This is a genomic window from Amycolatopsis sp. CFH S0740, assembly GCF_004522315.1.
Classification (GTDB): Bacteria; Actinomycetota; Actinomycetes; order Mycobacteriales; family Pseudonocardiaceae; genus Amycolatopsis; species Amycolatopsis nivea.
In genome coordinates this window covers 254,719-277,476 of the sequence record NZ_SDLS01000005.1, presented here as the reverse complement: position 1 = coordinate 277,476, position 22,758 = coordinate 254,719, and the positions used below count along the sequence as shown (strand labels likewise).

The 22,758-nt window shown below is 68.3% G+C and carries 22 protein-coding genes; 17 read left to right on the top strand and 5 right to left on the bottom strand.

The features are described from left to right. Window positions 1–1,395: an APC family permease gene (locus EIZ45_RS11700; protein WP_134664913.1), complete on the bottom strand. Its 1,395-nt coding sequence runs from the start codon at window positions 1,393–1,395 to the stop codon at window positions 1–3. Between the two features lie 164 nt (window positions 1,396–1,559). Between EIZ45_RS11700 and EIZ45_RS11695 the strand changes: the two genes are divergently transcribed. The 14 genes from EIZ45_RS11695 to EIZ45_RS11630 all read left to right on the top strand — a co-directional run bounded on the left by EIZ45_RS11695 (window position 1,560) and on the right by EIZ45_RS11630 (window position 16,356). Beyond that, a complete protein-coding gene (locus tag EIZ45_RS11695) occupies window positions 1,560–2,171 on the top strand; it encodes a TetR/AcrR family transcriptional regulator (protein ID WP_037817810.1) in 612 nt (203 codons plus the stop codon). After that, the gene (locus EIZ45_RS11690; protein WP_134664915.1) at window positions 2,168–3,235 is read left to right on the top strand and encodes a P1 family peptidase; all 1,068 of its coding nucleotides are present in this window, start codon (window positions 2,168–2,170) and stop codon (window positions 3,233–3,235) included. Before EIZ45_RS11695 ends, EIZ45_RS11690 begins: the two co-directional genes overlap by 4 nt. A 612-nt stretch (window positions 3,236–3,847) precedes the next feature. After that, window positions 3,848–5,293: a fumarylacetoacetate hydrolase family protein gene (locus EIZ45_RS11685; RefSeq protein WP_134664917.1), complete on the top strand. Its 1,446-nt coding sequence runs from the start codon at window positions 3,848–3,850 to the stop codon at window positions 5,291–5,293. Continuing rightward, window positions 5,281–5,955, top strand: coding sequence for a GntR family transcriptional regulator (locus EIZ45_RS11680; protein WP_167754113.1), 675 nt, complete (start codon window positions 5,281–5,283; stop codon window positions 5,953–5,955). The genes EIZ45_RS11685 and EIZ45_RS11680 overlap by 13 nt, the downstream gene beginning before the upstream one ends. 15 nt (window positions 5,956–5,970) lie before the next feature. After that, complete coding sequence (gene dapA / locus EIZ45_RS11675; protein WP_037817798.1) at window positions 5,971–6,915, top strand: 4-hydroxy-tetrahydrodipicolinate synthase; 945 nt, start codon at window positions 5,971–5,973, stop codon at window positions 6,913–6,915. Between the two features lie 2 nt (window positions 6,916–6,917). Continuing rightward, on the top strand, window positions 6,918–8,426 hold the full coding sequence (hpaE, locus tag EIZ45_RS11670) for a 5-carboxymethyl-2-hydroxymuconate semialdehyde dehydrogenase (protein WP_134664921.1): 1,509 nt from the start codon (window positions 6,918–6,920) through the stop codon (window positions 8,424–8,426). After that, window positions 8,423–9,475, top strand: a complete 1,053-nt coding sequence (gene hpaD / locus EIZ45_RS11665; protein ID WP_134664924.1) for a 3,4-dihydroxyphenylacetate 2,3-dioxygenase — start codon at window positions 8,423–8,425, stop codon at window positions 9,473–9,475. The genes hpaE and hpaD overlap by 4 nt, the downstream gene beginning before the upstream one ends. 83 nt (window positions 9,476–9,558) lie before the next feature. After that, window positions 9,559–10,503, top strand: a complete 945-nt coding sequence (locus EIZ45_RS11660) for a helix-turn-helix domain-containing protein (RefSeq protein WP_134664926.1) — start codon at window positions 9,559–9,561, stop codon at window positions 10,501–10,503. A 121-nt stretch (window positions 10,504–10,624) separates the two neighbouring features. Beyond that, window positions 10,625–11,392 carry a MoaF C-terminal domain-containing protein gene (locus EIZ45_RS11655; RefSeq protein WP_043836487.1) on the top strand — a complete coding sequence of 256 codons (768 nt, stop codon included), beginning with the start codon at window positions 10,625–10,627 and terminating at the stop codon, window positions 11,390–11,392. Between the two features lie 14 nt (window positions 11,393–11,406). Further along, window positions 11,407–11,793: a nuclear transport factor 2 family protein gene (locus EIZ45_RS11650; RefSeq protein WP_037817792.1), complete on the top strand. Its 387-nt coding sequence runs from the start codon at window positions 11,407–11,409 to the stop codon at window positions 11,791–11,793. Between the two features lie 96 nt (window positions 11,794–11,889). Next, window positions 11,890–13,068 carry an ABC transporter substrate-binding protein gene (locus EIZ45_RS11645; protein ID WP_235146988.1) on the top strand — a complete coding sequence of 393 codons (1,179 nt, stop codon included), beginning with the start codon at window positions 11,890–11,892 and terminating at the stop codon, window positions 13,066–13,068. Between the two features lie 30 nt (window positions 13,069–13,098). Beyond that, window positions 13,099–13,959 carry a branched-chain amino acid ABC transporter permease gene (locus EIZ45_RS11640; RefSeq protein WP_043836415.1) on the top strand — a complete coding sequence of 287 codons (861 nt, stop codon included), beginning with the start codon at window positions 13,099–13,101 and terminating at the stop codon, window positions 13,957–13,959. Beyond that, window positions 13,946–15,664, top strand: a complete 1,719-nt coding sequence (locus tag EIZ45_RS11635; RefSeq protein WP_134664928.1) for an ATP-binding cassette domain-containing protein — start codon at window positions 13,946–13,948, stop codon at window positions 15,662–15,664. The genes EIZ45_RS11640 and EIZ45_RS11635 overlap by 14 nt, the downstream gene beginning before the upstream one ends. Then, on the top strand, window positions 15,661–16,356 hold the full coding sequence (locus EIZ45_RS11630; protein ID WP_037817788.1) for an ABC transporter ATP-binding protein: 696 nt from the start codon (window positions 15,661–15,663) through the stop codon (window positions 16,354–16,356). Before EIZ45_RS11635 ends, EIZ45_RS11630 begins: the two co-directional genes overlap by 4 nt. 46 nt (window positions 16,357–16,402) lie before the next feature. Here EIZ45_RS11630 and EIZ45_RS11625 read toward each other — a convergent pair whose 3' ends face one another. After that, a complete protein-coding gene (locus tag EIZ45_RS11625; RefSeq protein WP_134664930.1) occupies window positions 16,403–16,732 on the bottom strand; it encodes a nuclear transport factor 2 family protein in 330 nt (109 codons plus the stop codon). A gap of 23 nt (window positions 16,733–16,755) precedes the next feature. Next, window positions 16,756–17,511, bottom strand: a complete 756-nt coding sequence (locus EIZ45_RS11620; RefSeq protein WP_037817784.1) for an SDR family oxidoreductase — start codon at window positions 17,509–17,511, stop codon at window positions 16,756–16,758. Between the two features lie 70 nt (window positions 17,512–17,581). On the opposite strand from EIZ45_RS11620, the gene EIZ45_RS11615 reads away from it, so the two are divergent. After that, entirely contained in the window at window positions 17,582–18,268 is a 687-nt protein-coding gene (locus EIZ45_RS11615) for a TetR/AcrR family transcriptional regulator (protein ID WP_037817783.1), read from the top strand. A 140-nt stretch (window positions 18,269–18,408) separates the two neighbouring features. Here the strand turns inward: EIZ45_RS11615 and EIZ45_RS11610 are convergent, their stop codons facing one another. After that, window positions 18,409–19,212, bottom strand: coding sequence for an SDR family NAD(P)-dependent oxidoreductase (locus EIZ45_RS11610; protein WP_037817998.1), 804 nt, complete (start codon window positions 19,210–19,212; stop codon window positions 18,409–18,411). Between the two features lie 15 nt (window positions 19,213–19,227). Then, window positions 19,228–19,944 carry an SDR family NAD(P)-dependent oxidoreductase gene (locus EIZ45_RS11605; protein ID WP_037817781.1) on the bottom strand — a complete coding sequence of 239 codons (717 nt, stop codon included), beginning with the start codon at window positions 19,942–19,944 and terminating at the stop codon, window positions 19,228–19,230. Window positions 19,945–20,086: 142 nt separating this feature from the next. Between EIZ45_RS11605 and EIZ45_RS11600 the strand changes: the two genes are divergently transcribed. Then, the gene (locus tag EIZ45_RS11600) at window positions 20,087–21,958 is read left to right on the top strand and encodes a primary-amine oxidase (protein ID WP_134664932.1); all 1,872 of its coding nucleotides are present in this window, start codon (window positions 20,087–20,089) and stop codon (window positions 21,956–21,958) included. Window positions 21,959–21,968: 10 nt separating this feature from the next. Continuing rightward, window positions 21,969–22,757: a molybdenum cofactor biosynthesis F family protein gene (locus EIZ45_RS11595; protein ID WP_134664934.1), complete on the top strand. Its 789-nt coding sequence runs from the start codon at window positions 21,969–21,971 to the stop codon at window positions 22,755–22,757. Window position 22,758: the final 1 nt, after the last annotated feature.

The window sequence follows — 22,758 nt, the reverse complement described above, 5'->3', positions numbered from 1 at the left end:
TTACGAGGTCTCCCGCACCGGCGCGGGCGCGTCCTCTTCTTCCTCCACCGCTTCGCTCAACTGCCAGCCGCCGCGGCGGCGCAACACCACGAGGTAGTACCCCAAGGCCAGCAACGCGATCGCCGCGGTGACGATGAGACTCGGCCGTCCGATCACCGGGTCAGTCGCGTTCACGTACAGCACGAACGCCAGCGCGACCAGCGCGACCACCGGCGCGATCGGGAATCCGGGCATCCGGTACTTCGCCCCCGCCGTCGCACCGGAGCGACGGCCCAGGATGGCGCCGAGGCACAGCGCCGCGTACACGACGACGATCGACGTGCTGGTCACGACGGTCAGGATCTGCGGGTCCACAAAGCACAGTGCGGCGGCGATGAAACCGGTCGCCAGCGTCGCGACCCACGGAGTGCCGAACTTCGGGTGCACCGCGGCGAGCGCGCGGTTCATCGCCTTCGGCCACGCGCGGTCGCGGCCGCTGCTGAACACCAGCCGGGAGCTGATCAGCACGATCGCGAGGACGGCGTTGATGATGGCGAGCGCGACCGCGAGGCTCAGCACGGTGTCGAGCGTGCTGCCGCCGCGGGACTGCACGAAGTACGACAACATGTTGGGAGAGCTGAACAACGTGCCGAGATCCGGTGCGCCCATCAGCACCGCGGTGACCGGGATCAGCTCGGCCAGCACGGTGACCCCGAGTCCCATGAGGACAGCCCGCGCCACCCCGCGGCCGGCGTCCTTGGTTTCCTCTCCGAAGTAGACAGCCGAGCCGTAGCCGTTGTAGGCGAAGATCGCGATCGCCGTCGCGATCATCACCGCGCTGATCGTCGCCGGGCCGCCGCCGGGGGCGACCGGATGCGCGAGCAGGTCGGTGAACGGACGGGCCGGCTTGACCAGCCCGAGCACCGCGACCACGGCCAGCGCGAGCAGCTCCACCGCGAGGAAAACGCCGGTGACCCAGGCGTTCAGCTTGATGTCGAACACCGCCACGACGGCGGCGAGCACGCAGGTCACCGACGCCACGACCGCGGGCGAGACGCCGGGCAGCACCACGCTCAGGTAGGTGCCGACGCCGAGCGCGATCACCGCGACGATCAGCACCTGCGTCACGATCATGATGCCCAGCACCATGAATCCGGGCAGTTTGCCCAGCGTGCGGGCGGCGATCGTGTACTCGCCGCCCGCGCTCGGGAAGGCCGAGCCCAGTTCGGCGTACACGAAGGCCATGAACACGCCGACCACGGCGGCGGCGAGGAAGGCGTAGAAGGCGCCCGATCCGGCGCCGGTGAGGACGCCCGGTGCGATGACGAACACCGAGGACGCCGGGCTGATCGCGGAAAGCGTGATCAGCAGCATGCCGAGGGTGCGCAACCCGCGGCGCAAGACGGGGGTGGACAACGCTGGCCTCCATCAAGTCGTTGCTCAAGTACGTTGTTTGAATGGAACTCAAATAACCAGCCGGGCGTTCAGCTAAGGCCCTCACGCGCGCTACGTCAAGGCTTCGACGGTCTCGATCCGGATCGGGGGTTGCGTTTTTCGAGATTTGTTCAAAGAATCAAGGCATGGCAAGACCGAGCAAGGCCCCCGAGCGGCGGGCGGAACTGGTGGCCGCGGCGCGGCACACGGTCGTCGAACGCGGCGTGCTGAACCTGAAGCTGCGCGACGTCGCGGACCACGCCGGCATGTCGCCGGGTTCCCTGTTGTACTACTACCCTTCCCTGAGCGACCTGCTCGAAGACGTGCAGCAGGAGGCCGTCGAACGCTTCTGTGTAGCGCGCGAAGCCGCCGTCGCCGCCGAGGCCGACCCGCGCGCCCGGCTGCGCGCGATGATCGGCAGCGGACTGCCCAACGGCAAGAACGACGAACTGTGCGTGCTGCTGTACGAACTGGGCACCATCGCCCGCCGCGAACCGGCCTACGCCGCGCGGCACATCGCCCTGTACGAACGCCAGGTGCGCGGTTACGTCGGCATCCTGGAAGCCGGTGCCGCGACCGGGATTTTCGACCTGACCGACGACCCGGTCACCATCGCCCGCAACCTCGTCACCCTCGAAGACGGCTACGGCCTGCACCTGACCCAAGCCGTCCCGCCGCTCGACCGATCCGTCGCCGAGACCGCGGTCTTGTCCTATGCCCGCGTTTCGACCCGATGCTCCCTGGAGGACCCCGCATGACCCGCGCCCGCGACCTAGGACTGGCCCTCGGCGGCAAGCCCGGCCCGCACAACGCGATCACTGACATCCCAGGCGTCGAGGTCGGATACACCACCCTGGTGGAAGGAGATTCGGTGCGGACCGGGGTCACCGCGATCCTCCCGCGCGGCCGCTCCCAGTTCGATGTGCCGTGCTCCGCGGGCACCTTTTCGTTGAACGGCAACGGAGAAATGACCGGCCGCGCCTGGCTGGCCGAGACGGGTTCGCTGACGCTGCCGGTGCTGATCACCAGCACTCACTCCGTCGGGCAGTGTCACCGGGGAACGATCGACTGGGTAGTCCGCGAACGCCCGGACGCCGCGGCGGAGTGGCTGCTGCCGGTGGTCGCGGAGACGTGGGACGGGTACCTCAACGACGTCAACGCCCCGACCATCCGGACCGACCACGCAGTCGCGGCAATCGACGCGGCCACCACCGGCCCCATCGCGGAGGGTTCAGTCGGCGGTGGCACCGGCATGACCTGCTACGGCTTCAAGGGCGGAACCGGCACTTCGTCACGGGTTGTCGCGCATGGGTCGGACAGCTACACCGTCGGGGCCCTGGTGCAGGCGAACTTCGGCAGCCGCCCGGAACTCACCGTGGCCGGTTCGCATCTGGGCGCGGAACTCGCTGACGACAACCCCATGGCCGACACCAGCTGGCTAGCTCCTGCCGGTGCCGGTTCGGTGATCGTGGTGATCGGGACCGATGCCCCTCTGTTGCCCGGACAGTGCACCGCGCTCGCCCGTCGCGTGCCTTTGGGGCTGGCCCGCACCGGAACCACCGGGTCGCACTTCTCGGGCGATCTGTTCCTGGCGTTCAGCACAGCCAACGCGGGCGCTCTGACCAGCCATTTCCCCCGGCCGGACGACGAACCTTACGAGAGCATGCGATTCGTGCCGTGGGGCGCGATCGACCCGTTCTTCGAGGCAGTGGTGCAGGCGGTGGAGGAGGCGGTGTTGAACGCGCTGGTGGCGAACGAGGAGATGACCGGGCATCGGGGGCACCGGGTTCCGGCGCTTCCCTTGGCGAGGTGGGGGGCTTAGAGCAGGCGCGGCGGGCTCGCCTGGGCGCTTGGCTGACGATGCGCCGCGTCCGGGCGAGCCGGGACTTTCGTGTCGGGGAACCGCCCTCGTCGAAGAAGCCTCGTGAGCGTCTGCCACGGTTCTCACCGGGGCGGGCGCTCACGAGGGCGACGTATAAGTCGCCGCGACGGACGCAAGGCGCGGATCAGAACGGCGAGGTCTCGTAGCCCCTTGGTGTCTCCGGTCTTGTGCACGATGTACGCGGCGAGACCGAGCACTGCGACGAAGGCAGCCAGCGTGCACAGGGGGATGACCAGCAACAGCAAGGCAACTCCGCAACGGTGTACACCGACCCCGGTGCCGGTGTGCTGCTTCGAGTTGTCTGCGGTTGTCATGACTCACGGTTGGCCAGTAACCGGAACCGTGTAGGCCGGGTACCACTCGGCGGCTGACAGGAAGTCAGCCTGCGCTGGTTGGTAGGCAGCGCTTCCGGTCCTCCCAAAAAGGGACCGTGAATCACGAGGCACCTTAGTCCTGCTTCCGAGCGAACGCACCCCTTGCCCCAACCCGCCAGGATCGTATATCTTTTGAGATATCTTCCTCTCCCGACGACATCCGGGCAGGTCAACCCCCATGAGTCCCGTATCGAGCACCACCCCGCCGGAGCGGCCGGGCAAGGTCATTGCGCTTCATTTGAACTACCCGTCCCGTGCGAAGCAGCGCGGCAGGACCCCGGCGAAGCCCTCCTACTTCGTCAAACCCGCTACCTCCATCAGCGCCTCCGGCACCCCGATCGAGCGCCCCGCAGGCACCGAACTCCTTGCCTTCGAGGGCGAGATCGCCTTGATCATCGGCAAGCAGGCCCGCCGCGTCAGCCCGGATGAGGGCTGGGACTGCGTCGAGAGCGTCACCGCCGCCAACGACTTTGGCGTATACGATCTGCGGCACGCCGACGGCGGGTCCAACCTCCGTTCCAAGGGCGGCGACGGGTTCACCCCGCTCGGTCCGGCGACCATCCCGGCCGCGGAGGTCGACCCCAAAAATCTTCGCGTCCGCACCTGGGTCAACGGCGAGCTCGTCCAGGACGACACCACCGAGGACCTCATTTTCGACTTCGGCACCCTCGTCGCCGACCTCTCCCAGCTCAGCACGCTCGAACCCGGCGACGTCATCCTTACCGGGACTCCGGCGGGGTCGTCCGTGGTGCAGCCGGGCGACACGGTCGAGGTCGAGGTCAGCCACGGCGACCTCACCACCGGGCGGCTGGTCACGCCGGTCGTGGAGGGCACCACGCCGCTGCCGGAGTTCAGTGCTCAGCCCAAAATCGACGACAACCAGCGCGAACAGGCTTACGGCGACCGGGAATCCGCAGGGCTCCCGGCGGAATTCGTGCTCACCGAAGAACTTAAGACCAAGCTCACCAGCGTAGGCACGGCAACGCTTTCCGCCCAGCTGCGCAAAAACGGCTACAACCACGTCTCCATCGACGGCCTCGGCTCCACCCGCCCGGACACGAAACTCATCGGCCGCGCGAGGACGCTTCGTTACGTCCCCTTCCGTGAGGACCTCTTCAAATCCCACGGCGGCGGCTTCAACGCCCAGAAACGCGCTATCGATTCCCTCAACCCCGGCGACGTCCTGGTGATGGAAGCCCGCGGCGAAAAGGGAACCGGCACGATCGGCGACATCCTCGCGCTGCGTGCCCAGGTCCGCGGCGCGGCGGGCATCGTCACCGACGGCGGCGTTCGTGACCTGGCGGCGGTGGCAGCGCTGGACATTCCGACTTACCACTCCGGCCCGCATCCGGCCGTGCTCGGTCGCCGTCACGTTCCGTGGGACGTCGACATCACCATCGCGTGCGGTGGCGCGACAGTTCAGCCGGGTGACGTGATTGTCGGCGATTCCGACGGCGTCCTGGTGATTCCGCCGCATCTGGTGGAGAAAATCGCGGACGCGGTGATCGAGCAGGAGCGCCAGGAAACGTTCATCGCGGAGCAGGTCGCGAACGGCGAAAGCGTCGACGGCCTCTACCCGATGAACGAGCACTGGAAGGCCAGGTACGCCCAGTGGCGCCCGTAGCAGGCGAGAGCAAATCCCAGCGCGCGTACCGCTGGATCAAGGACCGGATCGCGGACCGGACCTTCGGTCCCGGCTATCGCCTGGTGCTGGGGCAGATCGCCAAGGAACTGGACGTCAGCGTCGTCCCGGTGCGCGAGGCGATCCGGCTGCTCGAAGCCGAAGGGCTGGTCACGTTCGAGCGGAACGTCGGCGCGCAGGTGGTGATGGTCGACGAGACCGCCTACGAGCACACCATGCAAACGCTTGCGTTGGTGGAAGGTTTCGCCACTTCGCTGTCCGCGCCGAAACTGTCCACTCAGGACATCGAACGGGCGCGCGCGGTCAACGAGCAGATGCGCCTGTCGCTGGAAAACTTCGAACCGCACCGGTTCACCGAGCTGAACCAAGAGTTCCACTCTGTCCTCTTCGAACCGTGCCCGAACCCGCACGTGCTCGACCTCGTGCACCGCGGCTGGCACCGGCTGGCGTCGCTGCGCGATTCGACGTTCAGCTTCGTCCCGGGCCGCGCGCACGAATCGGTCAAGGAACACGAACAACTGCTGGTGCTGATCGAGCAGAACGCCGACCCGCTGGAACTCGAACTGGCCGCGCGCCGGCACCGCACCGCCACCCTCGACGCCTACCTCGACCGGCGGGCCGCCCCGCCCGCCGAAGCTCCCTAGGAAGGACCCCACCCCATGAGGTTCCGCAGTACCCCGAACGCCATCACCGGCTCGATCGCGCCGCTGATGACCCCGTTCACCGCCGACGGCGCCGTCGACCACGACAGCCTGGCCAACCTGGTGAACTGGCAGCTCGCGTCCGGTTCGCACGGCGTCTCGATCGGCGGTTCCACCGGCGAGCCCGGCGCGATGACGCTGGCCGAGCGCGCGGAGACGATCCGCACGGTCGCCAAGGCGGTGGACGACAAGGTGCCGTTCATGCCCGGCACCGGTTCGGCGAAGCTCGACGAGACGCTGGAACTGACCTCCGAAGCACGCGACGCGGGCATCGACGCCGCGCTGATCATCACCCCGTACTACGCGCGGCCCACCCAGGAAGCGCTCTACCGCTGGTACGCCACGGTCGCGAAGGAATTCCCGGACCTGCCGATCGTCGCCTACAACGTGCCGAGCCGGACGTCGGTCGACCTCGCGCCGGAGACAGTCGCGCGGCTGTTCCGCGATTTCGACAACTTCGTCGGGATCAAGGAGACCACCAAGGACTTCGAGCACTTCTCCCGCGTACTTCACTTGTGCGGCAAGGAATTGCTCGTCTGGTCGGGCATCGAACTGCTGTGCCTTCCGCTGCTTTCCCTCGGCGGCACCGGCTTCGTCAGCGCCACCGCGAACATCGCCCCGGCCGCCAGCGCCGAGATGTACCGCGCGTGGACCGAGGGCGACTTCGACCGCGCCCGCGAGATCCACTACGGCCTGCACCCGCTGGTCGACCTGCTGTTCGTCGAGACCAACCCGGCGCCGGGCAAGTGGGTGCTGGAGCAGCGCGGCCTGATCAAGTCGGGCTTCGTGCGCCCGCCGCTGATCACCCCGACCGAACCGGGCATCGCCCGGATCACCGAACTGATGCGCCAGGGCGAGCAGTACCTCTCGCCCGTCGACGGCTTCACCGTGGAAGGAAAGTGACCATGACCGCGCACTACGTTCCGGAGAACCTGCCGGAGCACATCCGCCACTACATCGGCGGAGCGCCGGCCGACAGCGTCTCGGGCGAGACCTTCGAGGTGCTCGACCCGGTCACGAACAAGCCGTACATGACGGCTTCGGCGGGCAAGGCCGAGGACATCGACCTCGCCGTCGCCGCGGCGAAGGAGGCGTTCGACCACGGGCCGTGGCCGAAGATGCCGCCGCGTCAGCGCGCCCGGATCCTCAACAAGATCGCCGATCTCGTGGAGAGCCGCGACAAGCAGCTGGCCGAGCTGGAAACCTTCGACACCGGCCTGCCGATCAAGCAGGCGCTCGGCCAGGCGCAGCGCGCGGCGGAGAACTTCCGGTTCTTCGCCGACCTGATCGTCGCGCAGGCCGACGACACCTACAAGGTCCCCGGCAAGCAGGTCAACTACGTCAACCGCAAGCCGGTCGGCGTCGCCGGGCTGATCACGCCGTGGAACACGCCGTTCATGCTGGAGAGCTGGAAGCTCGCGCCGGCGCTGGCGTCCGGCTGCACCGTGGTGCTCAAGCCCGCCGAGTTCACACCGCTGTCGGCGAGCCTGTGGGCGGACATCTTCCGCGAGGCCGGCGTGCCGGACGGGGTGTTCAACCTCGTCAACGGCCTCGGCGAGGAAGCGGGCGACGCGCTGGTCAAGCACCCGGACGTCCGGCTGATCTCGTTCACCGGCGAAACCACCACCGGCGAAACGATCTTCCGCAACTGCGCGCCCGGGCTCAAGGGCATGTCGATGGAGCTGGGCGGCAAGTCCCCGGCCGTCGTGTTCGCCGACGCGGACTTCGAGGCGGCGCTGGACTCCACGCTGTTCGGCGTCTTCTCGCTCAACGGCGAACGCTGCACGGCGGGCAGCCGGATCCTCGTGGAGCGCCCGATTTACGAGGAGTTCTGCGCCCGCTACGCCGAACGCGCCCGCAACATCGTGGTCGGCGACCCGCACGACCCGGCCACCGAGGTCGGCGCGCTGGTGCACCCGGAGCACTTCGACAAGGTGATGAGCTACGTCGAAATCGGCAAGACGGAAGGGAAACTGCTCGCCGGCGGCGGCCGTCCGGAGGGGCTGGACACCGGGAACTACGTGGCCCCGACGGTGTTCGCCGACGTGAAGCCGGACGCGCGGATCTTCCAGGAGGAGATTTTCGGCCCGGTCGTGGCGATCACGCCGTTCGACACCGACGAGGAAGCGCTCGAGCTGGCCAACAACGTCAAGTACGGCCTGGCCGCCTACGTCTGGACCGCCGACCTCACCCGCGCGCACAACTTCGCGCAGAGCATCGACGCCGGCATGGTCTGGCTGAACTCGCACAACGTGCGCGACCTGCGCACACCGTTCGGCGGGGTCAAGGCGTCCGGCCTCGGCCACGAAGGCGGCTACCGCTCGATCGACTTCTACACCGAACAGCAGGCCGTGCACATCACGCTCGGCGACGTGCACACGGCGCGCTTCGGGGCCGGGAAGGACAAGGCATGACCACGACCCCGCCGGACGTCATCCGCTGCGCCTACGCGGAATTGATCGTCAGCGACCTGAAGGCGTCGCGAGAGTTCTATGTGGACGTTCTCGGCCTCGTCGTGACATACGAGGACGACCAGGCGATATACCTGCGCGCGTTCGAGGAATACCTGCACCACTCGCTGATCCTGCGCAAGGGCGCGGAACCGGCGCTGGCCGTGCTCGCGTATCGCGTGCGCGGCGAGGGCGAGCTCGACGTCGCCGAGGCGTACTACCGGGAACTCGGCGTCGAGGTGCGCCGCGTCCCGGCGGGAACCACGCGCGGCATCGGCGAAGCGGTGCGCGTGCTGGACCCGCTCGGCTTCCCGATCGAGTTCTTCTACGAGGCCGAACACGTCGAGCGCTTCACCCAGCGCTACGACGTGCACGGCCCGGGCGCGCTGTCGCGGCTGGACCACTTCAACGTGAACACGCCGGACGTTCCCGCCGCGCGGAAGTACTACGAGGGCCTCGGCTTCCGGGTGTCGGAGGACATCGTGGACGACGAGGGCACCGTGTACGCGGCGTGGATGTTCCGCAAACCGACCGTGCACGACGTCGCGCTCACCGGCGGCGCGGGCCCTCGCCTGCACCACATCGCGTTCGCGACGCACGAGCGGCATCAGATCCTGCACATCTGCGACCACCTCGGCGCGGTGCGGAAATCGGACCAGATCGAGCGCGGTCCCGGCAGGCACGGCGTGTCGAACGCGTTCTATTTGTACGTGCGTGACCCGGACGGGCACCGGATCGAGATCTACACCCACGACTATTACACCGGCGACCCGGACAACCCGGTGATCAGCTGGGACGTGCACGACAACCAGCGCCGCGACTGGTGGGGCAATCCGGTGGTGCCGAGCTGGTACACCGAGGCCTCGCGGGTGCTCGACCTCGACGGCAAGCTCCAGGAGGTCGTCGAGCGCACGGAAACGAAGGAAATGGACGTGACCATCGGCGCGGACGGGTTCTCCTACACCCGCGCCGACGGGGCCGACCAGGGTTTCAAACTGGGCGAACAGGTCTAAGGTGCGTCCCGTCCGGGGAAGGGGCGCCAGGTCCCTTCCCCGGGCACGCAGCGGTACCGGCACTTCGACGGAGAGGTGACACGATGACGGCTATCTTGCAGACGCCGACCACGGTCGCGCAGGACTTCACGGAGTTCCGGTCCGCTGTCCTGCGATCGTTCGTGCCGCTGCAGGTGAGCACCGAGCACCGCGACCGCTTCCACGGCAGGCTCCGCACGCACGAGGCGGGCGAGATCGCGCTCACCGAGATCACCGCGTCCCCGCACGCGGTCGAGCGGACGCCGGAACTCATCGCCCGCGCCGACCGCCCGTGCTACAAGCTGAGCGTCATGCTGGCCGGCACCGGCATCCTCACCCAGGACGGCCGCGAAGCCGTGCTGCGGCCCGGCGACGTCGCGCTGTACGACACGAACCGGCCGTACTCTCTCGTGTTCGAAGAGAATTTCCGGACGCTGGTGCTGATGTTCCCGCAGCAGCAGGTTGACCTGCCACGCGACCTCGTTGGTCAGCTCACCGCGGTGCGGATGTCCGGACGCGAAGGGGTCGGCAACGTCGTGGTGCCGTTCCTGGCGCAGCTGGGCGGGAATCTGGACGTGCTGACGAGCCCGGTGGGCGTGCGGTTGGCCCACAACGCGGTCGATCTGCTGACCACGATGCTGGCCACCGAACTCGACCTGGACCGCACGGCGGCCGACCCGCACCACGACCTGATGCGGCGGATCCGCAGTTACATCGATGCCAATCTTTCGCGGTCTGATCTCGGTCCGGCGCAGATCGCCGCGGAGCATTACATTTCGACGCGGCATCTGCACGGGTTGTTCCAGGAGCAGGGGACGACCGTCGCTGGGTGGATCCGGCAGCGGCGGTTGGAGCATTGCCGCCGGGATCTGCGGGATCCGCTGCTGGCGGCCCGTCCGGTGGCGGCAATCGCGGCGCGGTGGGGATTTGTCGACGCGGCGCACTTTTCGCGGGTGTTCCGGGCGGCCTTCGCACAGTCGCCGAGCGAGCTGCGGGCGCGGGCGTCGTGAGTGTTTATGCCGGTTAGAACCGGCGTAAACACTCACGAGGGGTTGACCGCGAGCGTCCGGCAGTTGCCCGCCAGCGCACGAACGTTCGCTCCCGGGCCGGGGCGCGGCGAGCATGATGGGCATGTCCGACCCTTCCCCTGACGAATGGCGCACCTACGACGAGTTCGCCGCCGGGATCGACACCTACCGGCTGCCCAACGCGGACCTCACCGGGCGGGAGCTCACCGTCACGCTCGATGACGGCGCGAAGCTCGAGCTGCGGTTCCTCGACGGCGAACGGCTCACGCTCAACGGCGTCGAGGACCCGTACGACGCGGTCGCCGTGCGTCCCGACGTCTTCTTCGTGAATCTGCCGCTGACGAGCGTCGAAGGCGAAGCCCTCACGATCGTCTACTCGACCACCACGCACCGCGCGATGACCATCCGGTCGGTGATCGGCGACGAGGACATCGAAGGCACGCCGCGGGTTTCGCAGGCCTTCCACGCCGGCACCACCGACGGCGGCGAGCCGACCGGCGACGTGCCCGGGCCGTCGCGGGACCTCATCGGCAAGCGCAACGTGTACCGCTACAGCCCGAACCACCTGTACGAGCACGTCTACCTCTCCTCCGAACGCTACTGCTGGCAGTGCGTCGAGGGCGTGCAGCGCGGGCACGGCGACGTGGACATGTCGACCGTCTGGAAGTTCGCCGACGGCCTGTACCTGTTCTGCTTCCGGGAGTTCCGGATCGCGGTGGCGAGCGTGTGGCTGCACGACCTCGGCTACGACCTGCGCACCACCGGCGTTTTCCTCGGCATCACCGGCGACGGCCGGTCCGAGCATTCCCGCGCGGGCGGGCACATCTACCCGCTCGGCTCGATCAGCTACCCCGACGTCCAGCCTGTCTAAAGAGGAGTTTCCCTGTGTCCAATTTGGACGTGATCACCGCGCACTACGAGGCGAGCGACCGCGGCGACCTCGACGGCATGCTCGCGCCGATCGGCCCCGAGACCACCTGGACCGAGGCCGCCGGATTCCCCTACGCGGGCACCTACACCGGACCGGACGAGGTGCGGCGCAACGTCTTCGAGGCGATCGCCCGCGACTGGGACGGCTACCAGTTCTCCCTGTCCGCACTGCTGGACGCCGGTGATTCGATCGTCGGGCTCGGGACGTACACCGGCACGAACCGCAAGTCCGGCAAGGCTTTCACCGCGCGCGTGGCGCATGTGTGGAAGTTCGACGGCGACAAGGTCGCGAGCTTCGAGCAGATCGTCGATTCCGCACCGGTCGCCGCGGCGACCGACTGAGCCTCCCGCGCCACGGCGGTGCCGGTCCTTCCCTCGGCACCGCCCCTGTTCTCTCTCCCCTCCCCCTCTGGTCACTGTGGACCGGAAAGCCGAGCCATGATGAGAAAGTTCCTGCCCGCGCTCGCGTCGGCCGTGCTCGTCACGCTGGTCGCAGCGGGCTGCGCGGGCACCGCCGATCCGAACGGACCGATCGTGGTCGGCTCGGTCAACGCGCTGAGCGGTCCCGCCACCTTCCCGGAATCCTCCCAGGCCGCCAAGGCCGTCTTCGACGCGGCGAACGCGGCGGGCGGCGTGCACGGGCGCAAGATCGAATACCACGCCATCGACGACAAGGGCGACCCCGCCGCCGCGGCGGCCGCGGCCCGCGAAATCGTGGGCGGCGACCAGGCGGTGGCGCTGGTCGGTTCGTCCAGCCTCATCGAATGCCAGATCAACGCCAAGTACTACCAGCAGGAAAAAGTCCTCTCCATCTCCGGCATCGGCGTCGACCCGTCGTGCTTCACCAGCCCGAACATCGGGCCGGCCAACGTCGGGCCGTTCCACGACATGACGCTGACCCTGCTGTACGGCTCCGAAGTGCTGCACCTGCAGGACATGTGCGCACTGCTGGAAATCGCCGGGAACACGTTGCCATACTACCGCGCGGCCATCGATGAATGGTCGAAAATCACCGGCAAGAAACTGAAGTACGTCGACGCGACCGTGCCGTACAACGGTTCCGACTACACGCCTTACATCGTCAAGGCGCGCGCGGCCGGATGCAAAGCGGTGACAGTGAACCCGGTGGAGCCTGACTCGATCGGCCAGCTGAAAGCCGCGCAGGCACAGGGCTGGAAAGACGTGACCTGGCTGCTGCTCACGAGTGTCTACAGTGAACAGTACGCGAAGGCGGTTTCCGACGCGGGCAAGGGCGTTTACGTGCCCGCCGAGTTCTACCCGTTCACCGATCCGTCGAGTCCGCGCACCAAGGAGTGGCGGGATCTCATGACCCGCAACAACATTCCGCTGACCTCGTTCAGCCAGGGCGGCTACCTCGCGGCGAAGTACTTCCTGAAGGTGCTGGAAGGCATGCCGGGCGACATCACGCGGGAATCGGTGACGAAGGCGCTGCGCGAAATGAAGCCGATCTCCGATCCGATGGTCGGCACGCCGTACGTGTTCGGCCCCGGGCAGACGCACCACGACAACATCGCGGGCTGGCCGGTGAAGCTCGCGACGGGCACGAACCGGTGGGAGATCGCCGGTACCGACTGGCTGCGGATTCCGCGGCGCTGACCCGATCCGCTCTGGAAAGAGGAGACTGCAATGGTGCAGGGAGCGCTGGCCGGGCTCGCCGCCGGCGGGCTTTACGCGGTGCTGGCGGTGTGCCTGACGCTGATGTCGCGGCTGGTCCGGGTCGTCAACTTCGCGCAGGCGGCCACCGGGATGTTCGGCAGTTACGTCGGGGTGGCGCTGTCCGTCCACGGCGGACTGCCGGAGTGGCTGGCGGTGGTGCTCGGCGTGCTGCTGGGCGGGGTGCTGAGCGTGCTGATCGGCTGGGTCGTCTCGACGTGGCTCGCCGAAGCAGGCACCGGCACCCGCTCGGCGGTCACCGTCGCGGTGCTGCTGCTGTTGATCTCGTTGTCGTTCATCCTGTTCGGCAACAAACCGCAGCCGTTCCAGGCGTTGCTGGCCGGTCCGGCGTTCACCGTCGGCGGCGTGGTGATCAGCCAGGTGACGGTCGTGACCGTCGTGCTGGCGGTGGTGATCGCCTTCGCCGCGCGGTTGATCCTGACAAAGACACCCGTTGGCATCTCACTGCGTGCTTTGTCGGAACGCCCGACGACAGCTGAGCTGTTAGGCATCCCCGCGAAACGTCTCAGTGCCGCCGTGTGGGGCGCCACCGGGCTGATCAGCACGGTCATCATCGTGATCGTCGCCCCGTCCCAGTCGAACGACGCCACCTCGCTGTCCATGCTGGTCGTGCCCGCGGCCGCGGCAGCTCTGCTCGGCGGGTTCCGCAGGCTGGACCTCGCCGTCGCCGGCGGACTCGTGCTCGGCATGCTGCAGGGCGCGCTCGCGCAGGTCGACCAGCTTTCGGTAGTGCGGAATTTCGTCCCGTTCCTGGCCATCGTCGGCCTGCTCGTGTGGTCTCAGCGCAAGGAGGTGTGGGATGCAGCTCGCTGACCGGGGCGCAGTGTCCCGCTTCGGAACCCCACTGGTCGTCGCGGTGGTCGCGGTGCTGGTCGGAATCGGCCTGACCGTCGGCCTCAACGGCTACTTCGCCTACCTCGGCGTGAGCGTCGTCGTAGCCGCGATCGCCTTGCTCGGCCTGGGTGTCGTCACCGGCAGCGCCGGGATGATTTCCTTGTGCCAGCTGACCTTCGGCGCGATCGGCGCGTGGGTCGTCTCCGCGTTGAACAAAGCCGGCGCACCCGGCGGCTTCTTCTTCTGGCTGCTGCTGGGCGGTCTCGCCGCCGGTGTCGTCGGTGTCCTCATCGGACTCCCGGCGCTGCGCCTGCGCGGGATCAACCTGGCGGTGGTGACGCTCGGCCTGGCCGCGGCCGCCGACGTCACCCTGGTGGAAATCCAGTTCCCCGGCACCACGGACGGCGTCTCGGTGGACCGTCCGTCCTTTGTGGCCGACGACAACGCGTACTTCCTCATGTGCATCATCGTCCTGATCGTCTGTGCCTTGCTCGTGCACTTCCTCCGGCGCGGCCCGTGGGGCAGCAGTTGGGCCGCGGTGGCGTTCTCCGAGCGCGGCACCGCGGCGGCAGGCGCCAGCGTTCGTACGGCCAAGCTGTCGGCCTTCGCGGTCAGCGCCACTCTGGGCGGCATCAGCGGCGGCCTGCTGACCGCACAGGTCGGCTTCGCGTTCCCCACCAGTTTCGCCCCGCTGCAGTCGCTGGCGTTGTACGTGCTGGCGATCATGTCCGGTGCACACTTGATTGACATGGCAGTGTTCGGCGCGGTCCTGTGGGTCGCGGTGCCGGAGCTGCTGAAGCGATGGGGAGTCCCGCAAGACTGGGGCTACGTGATCTTCGGTCTCCTCGGCATCCAGGCACTGGCCGGCCGCGGCAACCTCGGCACCGCGATCCGCGAGCTGTGGCGGCGTCGCTCGAGGGCCAGCGCTGGGGTTCAAATCACTGCGCTGGACGAAGAACCTCCGCGACTGCCGCCGGGTGAACCGGTGCTGGTCGTCCGGGGTCTGAGTGTCACCTTCGGACAAGTGAAAGCACTGTCCGGAGTGGACTTGGCCGTTCCGAAGGGCGGAGTCCTAGGCGTCATCGGCCCGAACGGCGCGGGAAAGTCCACTTTGGTCGACGCCATCAGCGGCTTCCTGCCGCAAGCGGAAGGAACCGTCGAACTGGCCGACCGTCCGCTCACCGGCAATCCGACGCAGCGAGCCCGCTCCGGTCTGCGCCGAACCTTCCAGCAAGACCGAGTCCCGGCGGGATTGACCATCGAGGCGTACGTCCGCTTCGTCGCCCGCCGACGCCCGGACGCCGCCGAAGTCGCTGCCGCGCTGGAGTTCTTCGGCTGCCCGCCGGCCGCGACGCCGCTGGACCGCGTCGACGTGGGCGCGCGCCGGCTGGTCGAAGTCGTCGGCCACCTCATGGCCAAGCCCCAGGTGCTGCTCCTCGACGAACCGGCGGCGGGTCTCCCGCACGAGGAACACGTCGCGTTCGGCGAACGCCTGCGGCAGGTCCCGGCCCGGTTCGGCGTCTCGGTGCTGATCATCGAACACGACCTGGACCTGGTCCGGTCGGTCTGCGACACGCTGACCGTGCTCGACTTCGGCGAGGTGCTGGCGAGCGGCCCGCAGGCAGAAGTGCTGGCGGATCCGGCGGTTCTGAAAGCCTACCTTGGCGAAACGGAGATGCTGTGAGCACGCTGCGAATCGAGAACCTGACCGTCGCGCGCGGTGCGGGCCCAGTCATCGCCGACGTCGGAATGACACTGGAACCGGGCAAGATCACCGCGTTGGTCGGCCCCAACGGAGCGGGCAAGACCAGTCTGCTGGAAGCCCTGTCCGGCGTGATCCCGGCGGCATCCGGAGCGATCCACATTGGACATACCGATGTCACGAAACATTCGCGGGTAGCCAGAGCGCGGCTCGGACTGGCGCACGTGGAACAGGGACGGGCGGTGTTCGCCAGCCTGACCGTCCTGGAAAACCTGCGCCTGACCGCCAAAACCCCGGCCGGCGTGGAAGAAGTCCTCGCCCTGTTCCCGGAACTGGAGAAACGCAAGAACTCGCCCGCCGCACTGCTGTCCGGCGGCGAGCAGCAGATGGTGGTGCTGGGCCGGGCCTTCGCCGCGAAACCGAAGTTCCTGCTCATCGACGAGATGTCGCTCGGCCTGGCCCCGGCCGTCTTCACCCGGCTTCTCCCGGCGGTCACCGAATTCGCCAACGCGGGCGCGGCGATCCTCCTGGTGGAACAGTTCACCCACCTGGCGCTGAAAGTCGCGCAGGAAGCCGTGGTCGTTTCGTCCGGCAGGGTCACCTACGCCGGGGAGTCGCAGCCCCTGCTGGACCAGCCGGACACGCTGCACCAGGCGTATCTGGGCACCAACTGACCCGGGGCGTGGGCGTTCCGCGGTGGGACGCCCACGCCCCGGCCGGTCAGCCTTCCCGGATGGTCATCTTGGCGATCCGGTCGCCCTCGACGGCGAAGACGAACTTCGACCGTCCGTTGGCGTGATTGCTGCGCCAATCCCCGACAACGGTGACGGTGCCGCCGGAGACCGTGACCTCCTCCGGGGTCAGGACGCCGCGCGAGCCGATGAACTCGACGTCGCTCCACCCCTTGATCTCGGCGCGCCCGGCGAACGACCGGCCCCAGTCGTCCACGACGCCCTTTTCGGTGAACGCGTCCAGGAACGCGGCGTCGTCGTGCCGGTTCACCGCGTCGACGAACGACGCCACCGGTTCCGGAATCTCCACTTCGGACATGGCGTTTCCCTTGCTGTCGTTGCTCAGCGGGTGGTGTAGCCGCCGTTGGCGAAGATAGTCTGCCCGGTGATCCACCAGCCGGACGTCGCGAGGAACGACACGATCGGGGCGATGTCCTCGATCTTCGTCAACTGCCCGCCCATCGCCTGCGACTTGTGGAATTCCACCCGTTCCGGGGTTTCCTGGCCGTAGAAGAACGGCGTGTCCATCGGGCCGGGCCCGACCGCGGTGACCGAGATCCCGCGCGGGGCGAATTCCTTGGCCGCGGCGCGGGTGAAGTGCTCGACCGGGCTCTTGCCGCCCGCGTAGGTCGAGTACCCGTCGGTGAACGCCGCGAGCAGGCTGGTCACGATCGTGATGATCTTGCCGCCGTCGGCGACGTTCTTGCCCGCTTCCTTGATGAAGAAGTAGGCCGCCTTCGAGTTGATGTCGAACATAGAGTCGTACTCGTCCTCGGTGGTCTCGGTGATCGGCTTGCGCAGCACCTTGCCCACCGTGTTGACCGCGACGTCGATCTTCCCGAGCGCGGCCTCCGCGTCGGCGAACAGCTTCTCCACGTTCGCCGGGACGGTGAGGTCGCCGGTGAGCACGACGCCCTTGCCGCCCGCCGCCTCGACCGCGGCGAGCGTCTCCTCCGCCTGCGGCCGGGTCGACTCGGAGTTGTAGTGGATCGCCACGTTCGCGCCGGCCTCGGCGGCCTGCCTGCTGATGAGCCCGCCCAGGTTCTTCGCCCCGGCGGCGACCAGGACGTTCTTGCCCTTGAGGGTGTGGTCGGTCATGAGGACCCCTCCATCTCTTTATCGCTGATATGTATCACTGTAGCAGTGCAATAGCGGCTACCATAGCGGTGTGACACAGATTGCGAACGCGGATACACGGACCCGGCTCCTGGACGCCGCCGCCGAACAGGTCGCCGCGACGCCGGGCGAGGACATCTCGCTGCGCGCGATCTGTGCCCAAGCCGGGGTGAAAATGCCGACGCTGTACCACTTCTTCGGCAGCAAACAGGGCCTGCTGGACGCGGTCGTCGAGCGCGGCTTCGACCTGTACCTCGCGGAGAAGGGCGCGCACGAGCCGTCCGGCGACCCGATCCAGGACCTGCGCGACGGCTGGGACGCCCACGTCGCGTTCGGAATCGCGAACCCCGGCTTCTACACGCTCATGTACGGCCAGGTGCACCCCGGCCACGCCCCCGAAGCGCAAGAACGCCCCAGCGCGATGCTGCGCGCCCTGACCAAGGCGGCGGCCGACCAGGGCCGCCTGACGGTCCCGCCGGACCAGGCGGCCGCGCACATCCTGGTGGCGAACATCGGCGTCACGCTGCGGCAGATCATCCTCGCCGAGGAAGACCGCCCGCTGTCCGTGGCGGTGCGGGAAGGCGCGATCGCCGCGATCACCGGCACCTCGGCGGCCGGGGACCGGTCCGCCGAAATCCACCGCGTGCTGGAGCACGCCGCGGCGAACCCGGAGATTCTGGGCGCGACGGAAACCCAGCTGCTCACGAAATGGCTGCGGACCCTGGCGGAATCAAGCTGACCCGGCCGTCGCGAACGGATGCGGCGTTGCCTGCGCTGAGGTACGTGAGGGGAACCCTGAGGGAATCTGATTCCGTCAGGGTTCCCCTCACGTACCTCAGTCGGGCAGCACGTCAGCGGTGCCGCCCAACCCCAGCGGCTCTACGACCCCATCCCGGCGCGCTCAAAGGCCAAGGTGGGCAAGTCGACCGCGTGCGCCCCGCCGTCCGCGACCAGCACGGCCCCGGTGATGTACGAGGACTCCGACGAGCCCAGGAACCGCACGATGGAAGCGATTTCCTCCGGTTCGGCCGGACGCCGCAGCGGCACCTCGGCGGTCACCCGCCGGTACCCCTCGTCGTGCCCGCCGTCGAACCCGGCCGCCTCGGCGAACTGTTCCATCTCCCCGTCCGCCATCGGCGTCCGCACCCAGCCCGGGCACACCGCGTTGGCCCGCACCCCGCGCGGCCCGTAATCCCGAGCGATAGACCGGGTCAGCCCGATCAGCGCGTGCTTCGCCACCGTGTACCCGGCGACATTGGGCCCGGCGAACAACCCGGCCAGCGAAGAAACGATGACGACCTGCCCGCCGCTCTGCACGAGAGAAGGCAACGCAGCGCGGCAGAACACGAACGCACTGGACAAATTGGACCGGAGCGCGATCTCCCATTCCTCGTCGCCGGTGTCCACCACCGAAGACAGCCCGTGCCCGCCGGCATTGGCCACGATCACGTCCAGCCGCCCGAACTTTTCGACGATTTCCGCGATCGCCGCTTCCGCGTCCTCCCGGACGCTGGCGTCGCCGGCGATCACGTGCGCGCCAGTCTCCGCAGCGACCTTCTCCAGCGGCTCGCGCCGCCGGCCCAGAACCACGACCTGTGCGCCTTCGCCGGCGTACCGCCGAGCAACCGCAGCCCCAATGCCCGTCCCTCCGCCGGTAATCGCCACGACCCGCGTGTCTGCCATCGTCATTTCTCCCTTTCAAGCAGGAAACCCAGACCGAGCCGAATAGCCGAAGTCGGCGAGCAAGGCCTGTCCGTTCACCGTCCGCGCCCGCGCGGAAGCCAGATACACCACCTGCTGGGCGACCTCCCCGGCCGCCTGGACCGGGAACCCCGGTTCGTCCAGCAGGTCCCCCAGATCCCCTCGCGCCATCGGCGTGTCCACCACCGACGGGCACACGCAGTTGACCCGGACGCCGCCGAACTCGACCGACAACGCCCGCGCCAACGACACCACCGCGCCCTTCGACGCGCAGTAGGGCACCATCCCCGGCGCGCACACGAAGGCCGAATCGCTGGCCAGGAGGACGATCGAACTCCCGTCTCCCAGCCACGGCCGGGCGTGCTTCGCGACCAGGAACTGGCCCAGCACGTTCACCGCCATCACCGAGGTGAAGTCCGCCGCGCTGGTCTCGGAGAGCGGCCGTCCGACCGGTCCTGATATCCCAGCGCAGCCGACTACCACGTCAATCCCGCCGAACGACTCCGCCACGAGCCGCACGCCCGCGGCCACCTGGTCCTCGTCGGTGATGTCCGCCCGCGCCGCGACGACGTCCCCCGGCAGCGACGGCGGCCGGACCCGGTCGAGGATCCCGACCCGCGCGCCCTCGTCCAGGAACGCCCGCGCGCAGGCCAGCCCGATCCCGGACGCGGCTCCGGTGATCAGCACGGCCTTGCCGTCGAGGTCGAGTCGCATCCGGCAATCCTGCAGCAACGGCGCCTGCGGGGATTGGCAACGAGTGCATCCTTGTTGTCAGCGACCGCACGACCCCCGGGTCCCGGCTACCGCTGTCCCCGGGGCACCGCGAACACTGCGGCGAGGAGCGCGAAGGGACACCATGAGCAACGCACACCCGCACCCCCTTGACCCGCTGACCGCCGACGAGCTCGCCGCAGGCCGGGCCGTGCTGGAGGCACAGGGGCTGATCACCGAGACGACGCGGTTTCCGCAGGTCCTCCCGGTGGAGCCGGACAAGGCCGCCGTGCTGGCGGGCGCCCCGGCCAACCGCCGGATCCAGTTCACCCTGCTCGACACCGCGACCGGCGAATCGGCCGACGCGGTCGTGTCGGTGACCGCCGGTGAGCTGGTCAGCCACGAGAAGTGCGGCGAGGGCCAGCCCCCGTATCTCTTCGAGGAGTACGACCTGGCCGAGGCCGTCACGAAGGCCTCGCCGGAATGGCGGGCGGCCATGGAGCGCCGCGGCCTCGGCGACCGCATCGAGCACGCGTTCTGCGCGCCGCTCGCCCCCGGCTATTTCGGCCGCGAGGACGAGACCGGCCGGGTCATCCGTTCGCTCACCTTCCTGCGCGAGGACGACACCGACAGCCCGTGGGCGCATCCGGTCGAGGGCCTGGTCGCGCACCTCAACCTGACCGAACAGCGCGTCCTGCGGGTCGAGGACGAGGGCGACACCCCGGTCCCGGAGGACTCCGGCCGGTACGGGCACCACCCCGCGCGCACGACGCTCAAGCCCATCGAGATCACCCAGCCGGAAGGCCCGAGCTTCCAGGTCGACGGCTCGCTCGTGACGTGGGAGGGCTGGCAGCTGCGCGTCGGGTTCAACGCGCGCGAGGGATTGACCCTGCACCAGCTGACCTTCCAGGACCGCTCGGTGCTGTACCGCGCGTCGGTGCCTGAGATGGTTGTTCCCTACGGTGATACGTCAATCGGCCGGTTCTGGATCAGCTACTTCGACGCCGGCGAATACCTGCTCGGCAAGAACGGCAACAGCCTGCGCCTCGGCTGCGACTGCCTCGGCGTGATCCACTACTTCGACGCCTTCCTCGCCGACGACCACGGCCAGCCGGTGCGCGTGCCGAACGCGATCTGCATGCACGAGGAGGACTACGGGATCCTGTGGAAGCACACGGATCTGGACGGCAAGGCCGAGGTCCGCCGTTCGCGCCGGCTGGTGATCTCGTCGATCTCCACCATCGGCAATTACGACTACGGCTTCTTCTGGTATCTCTACCTCGACGGCACCATCGAATGCGAAGCCAAGGCGACCGGGATCGTCTTCTCCGGCGCGGGCGAGCCGGGGTCCGCGAGTCCGCACGCGTCCGAGATCGCGCCCGGCCTGTTCGCGCCGGTGCACCAGCACCTGTTCTGCGCGCGGCTCGACTTCGCCGTCGACGGTCAGCGCAACTCGGTGTACGAAGTGGACGCTGTCGGCATTCCGGTCGGCGAAAAGAACCCGTATGGCAACGCCTTCACCTGGAAGGCCACGGAACTGCGCACCGAACAGGAAGCGAAGCGGCACGCGAACCCGGCGACCGCGCGGGTGTGGGAAGTCCGCAGCACCGAGCACACCAACCGGCTCGGCGCGCCGACCGCGTACCAGCTCGTGCCGCGGCCGTCGGCAACCCTGATGGCACAACCGGAATCGACGGTGTACCAGCGCGCGACGTTCGCCACGAACCACCTGTGGGTCACGCCCTACGCGCCCGACGAACGCTTCCCGGCGGGCGACCGCCCCAACGCGCACCCGGGCGGAGCCGGTCTGCCCGCGTGGACCGCGGCCGACCGCTCCGTCAGCGACACCGACGTCGTGCTGTGGCACGTCTTCGGCCCCACGCACATCCCGCGTCCGGAGGACTGGCCGGTCATGCCGGTCGACTACTCCGGATTCATGGTGCGCCCCTACGGGTTCTGCGACCGGAACCCGGCACTCGACCTGCCCTCGGCCGCCCACGGCCACTGCGAACACTGAGGAAGGCTCCATGCCCGCGACCAATCTGTCCGACACCTCCACCTGGCTCCCGCTCGACGGGCTCGCCCCCGGCTTCGACGCCAACAAAGCGGCCACTGTGGACGATCTCGACAACCAGTCGTTCACTTTGGACTGTGCCGACGGCGGCACGTTCTCGATCAGCTTCACCGGCGGCCGCGCGTCGTGGAACGAGGACGGCGCCACCGGCGAGACCGCTTCCGAGACGTTCCTCGTCGACGCCGGACTGTTCTACGTGCAGTTCCACCCCGGCGCGGAAACCTCGTACAGCCTGCTGCTGGACGTGCGCCAGGGCCGCGCGCTCGTCGTCACGAGCACGATCGGCGACGGACTTCCCCGGGTGACGCAACGGTTCCGTCCTGCGACCATCCAGGGCCGCGAGGCGCACGGCGAGGAAATCGCGCCCAGCACCGCGCTGATCGGCCGCCGCGTGCAGTGGGTCTACAGCGAAGAGCACGCGTACGAGCACGTTTACCTCACCCCGCACTGGTACACCTGGCAGTGCCTTTCCGGCCCGGAGCGCGGTCTCGCCGACACCGACGAGAACTCCGTCTACCAGATCCGGCCCGGGATTTACGTGTTCACCTGGCGCGAGAAGGTCATCCCGTGCGCGTCGGTGACCGTGGCCGACCACCGGAACGTGCGGGAACTGCGGTCGCACGGTTCGCTGTTCGGACTGGGCGAGGACGGCAAGTCGCCGACGCACTTCACCTTCGGCGCGTACGGCAGGCTGCTCAGCAACACTGTCTATTCGCCGGACTACGACCCCGCTGGACAGTGAC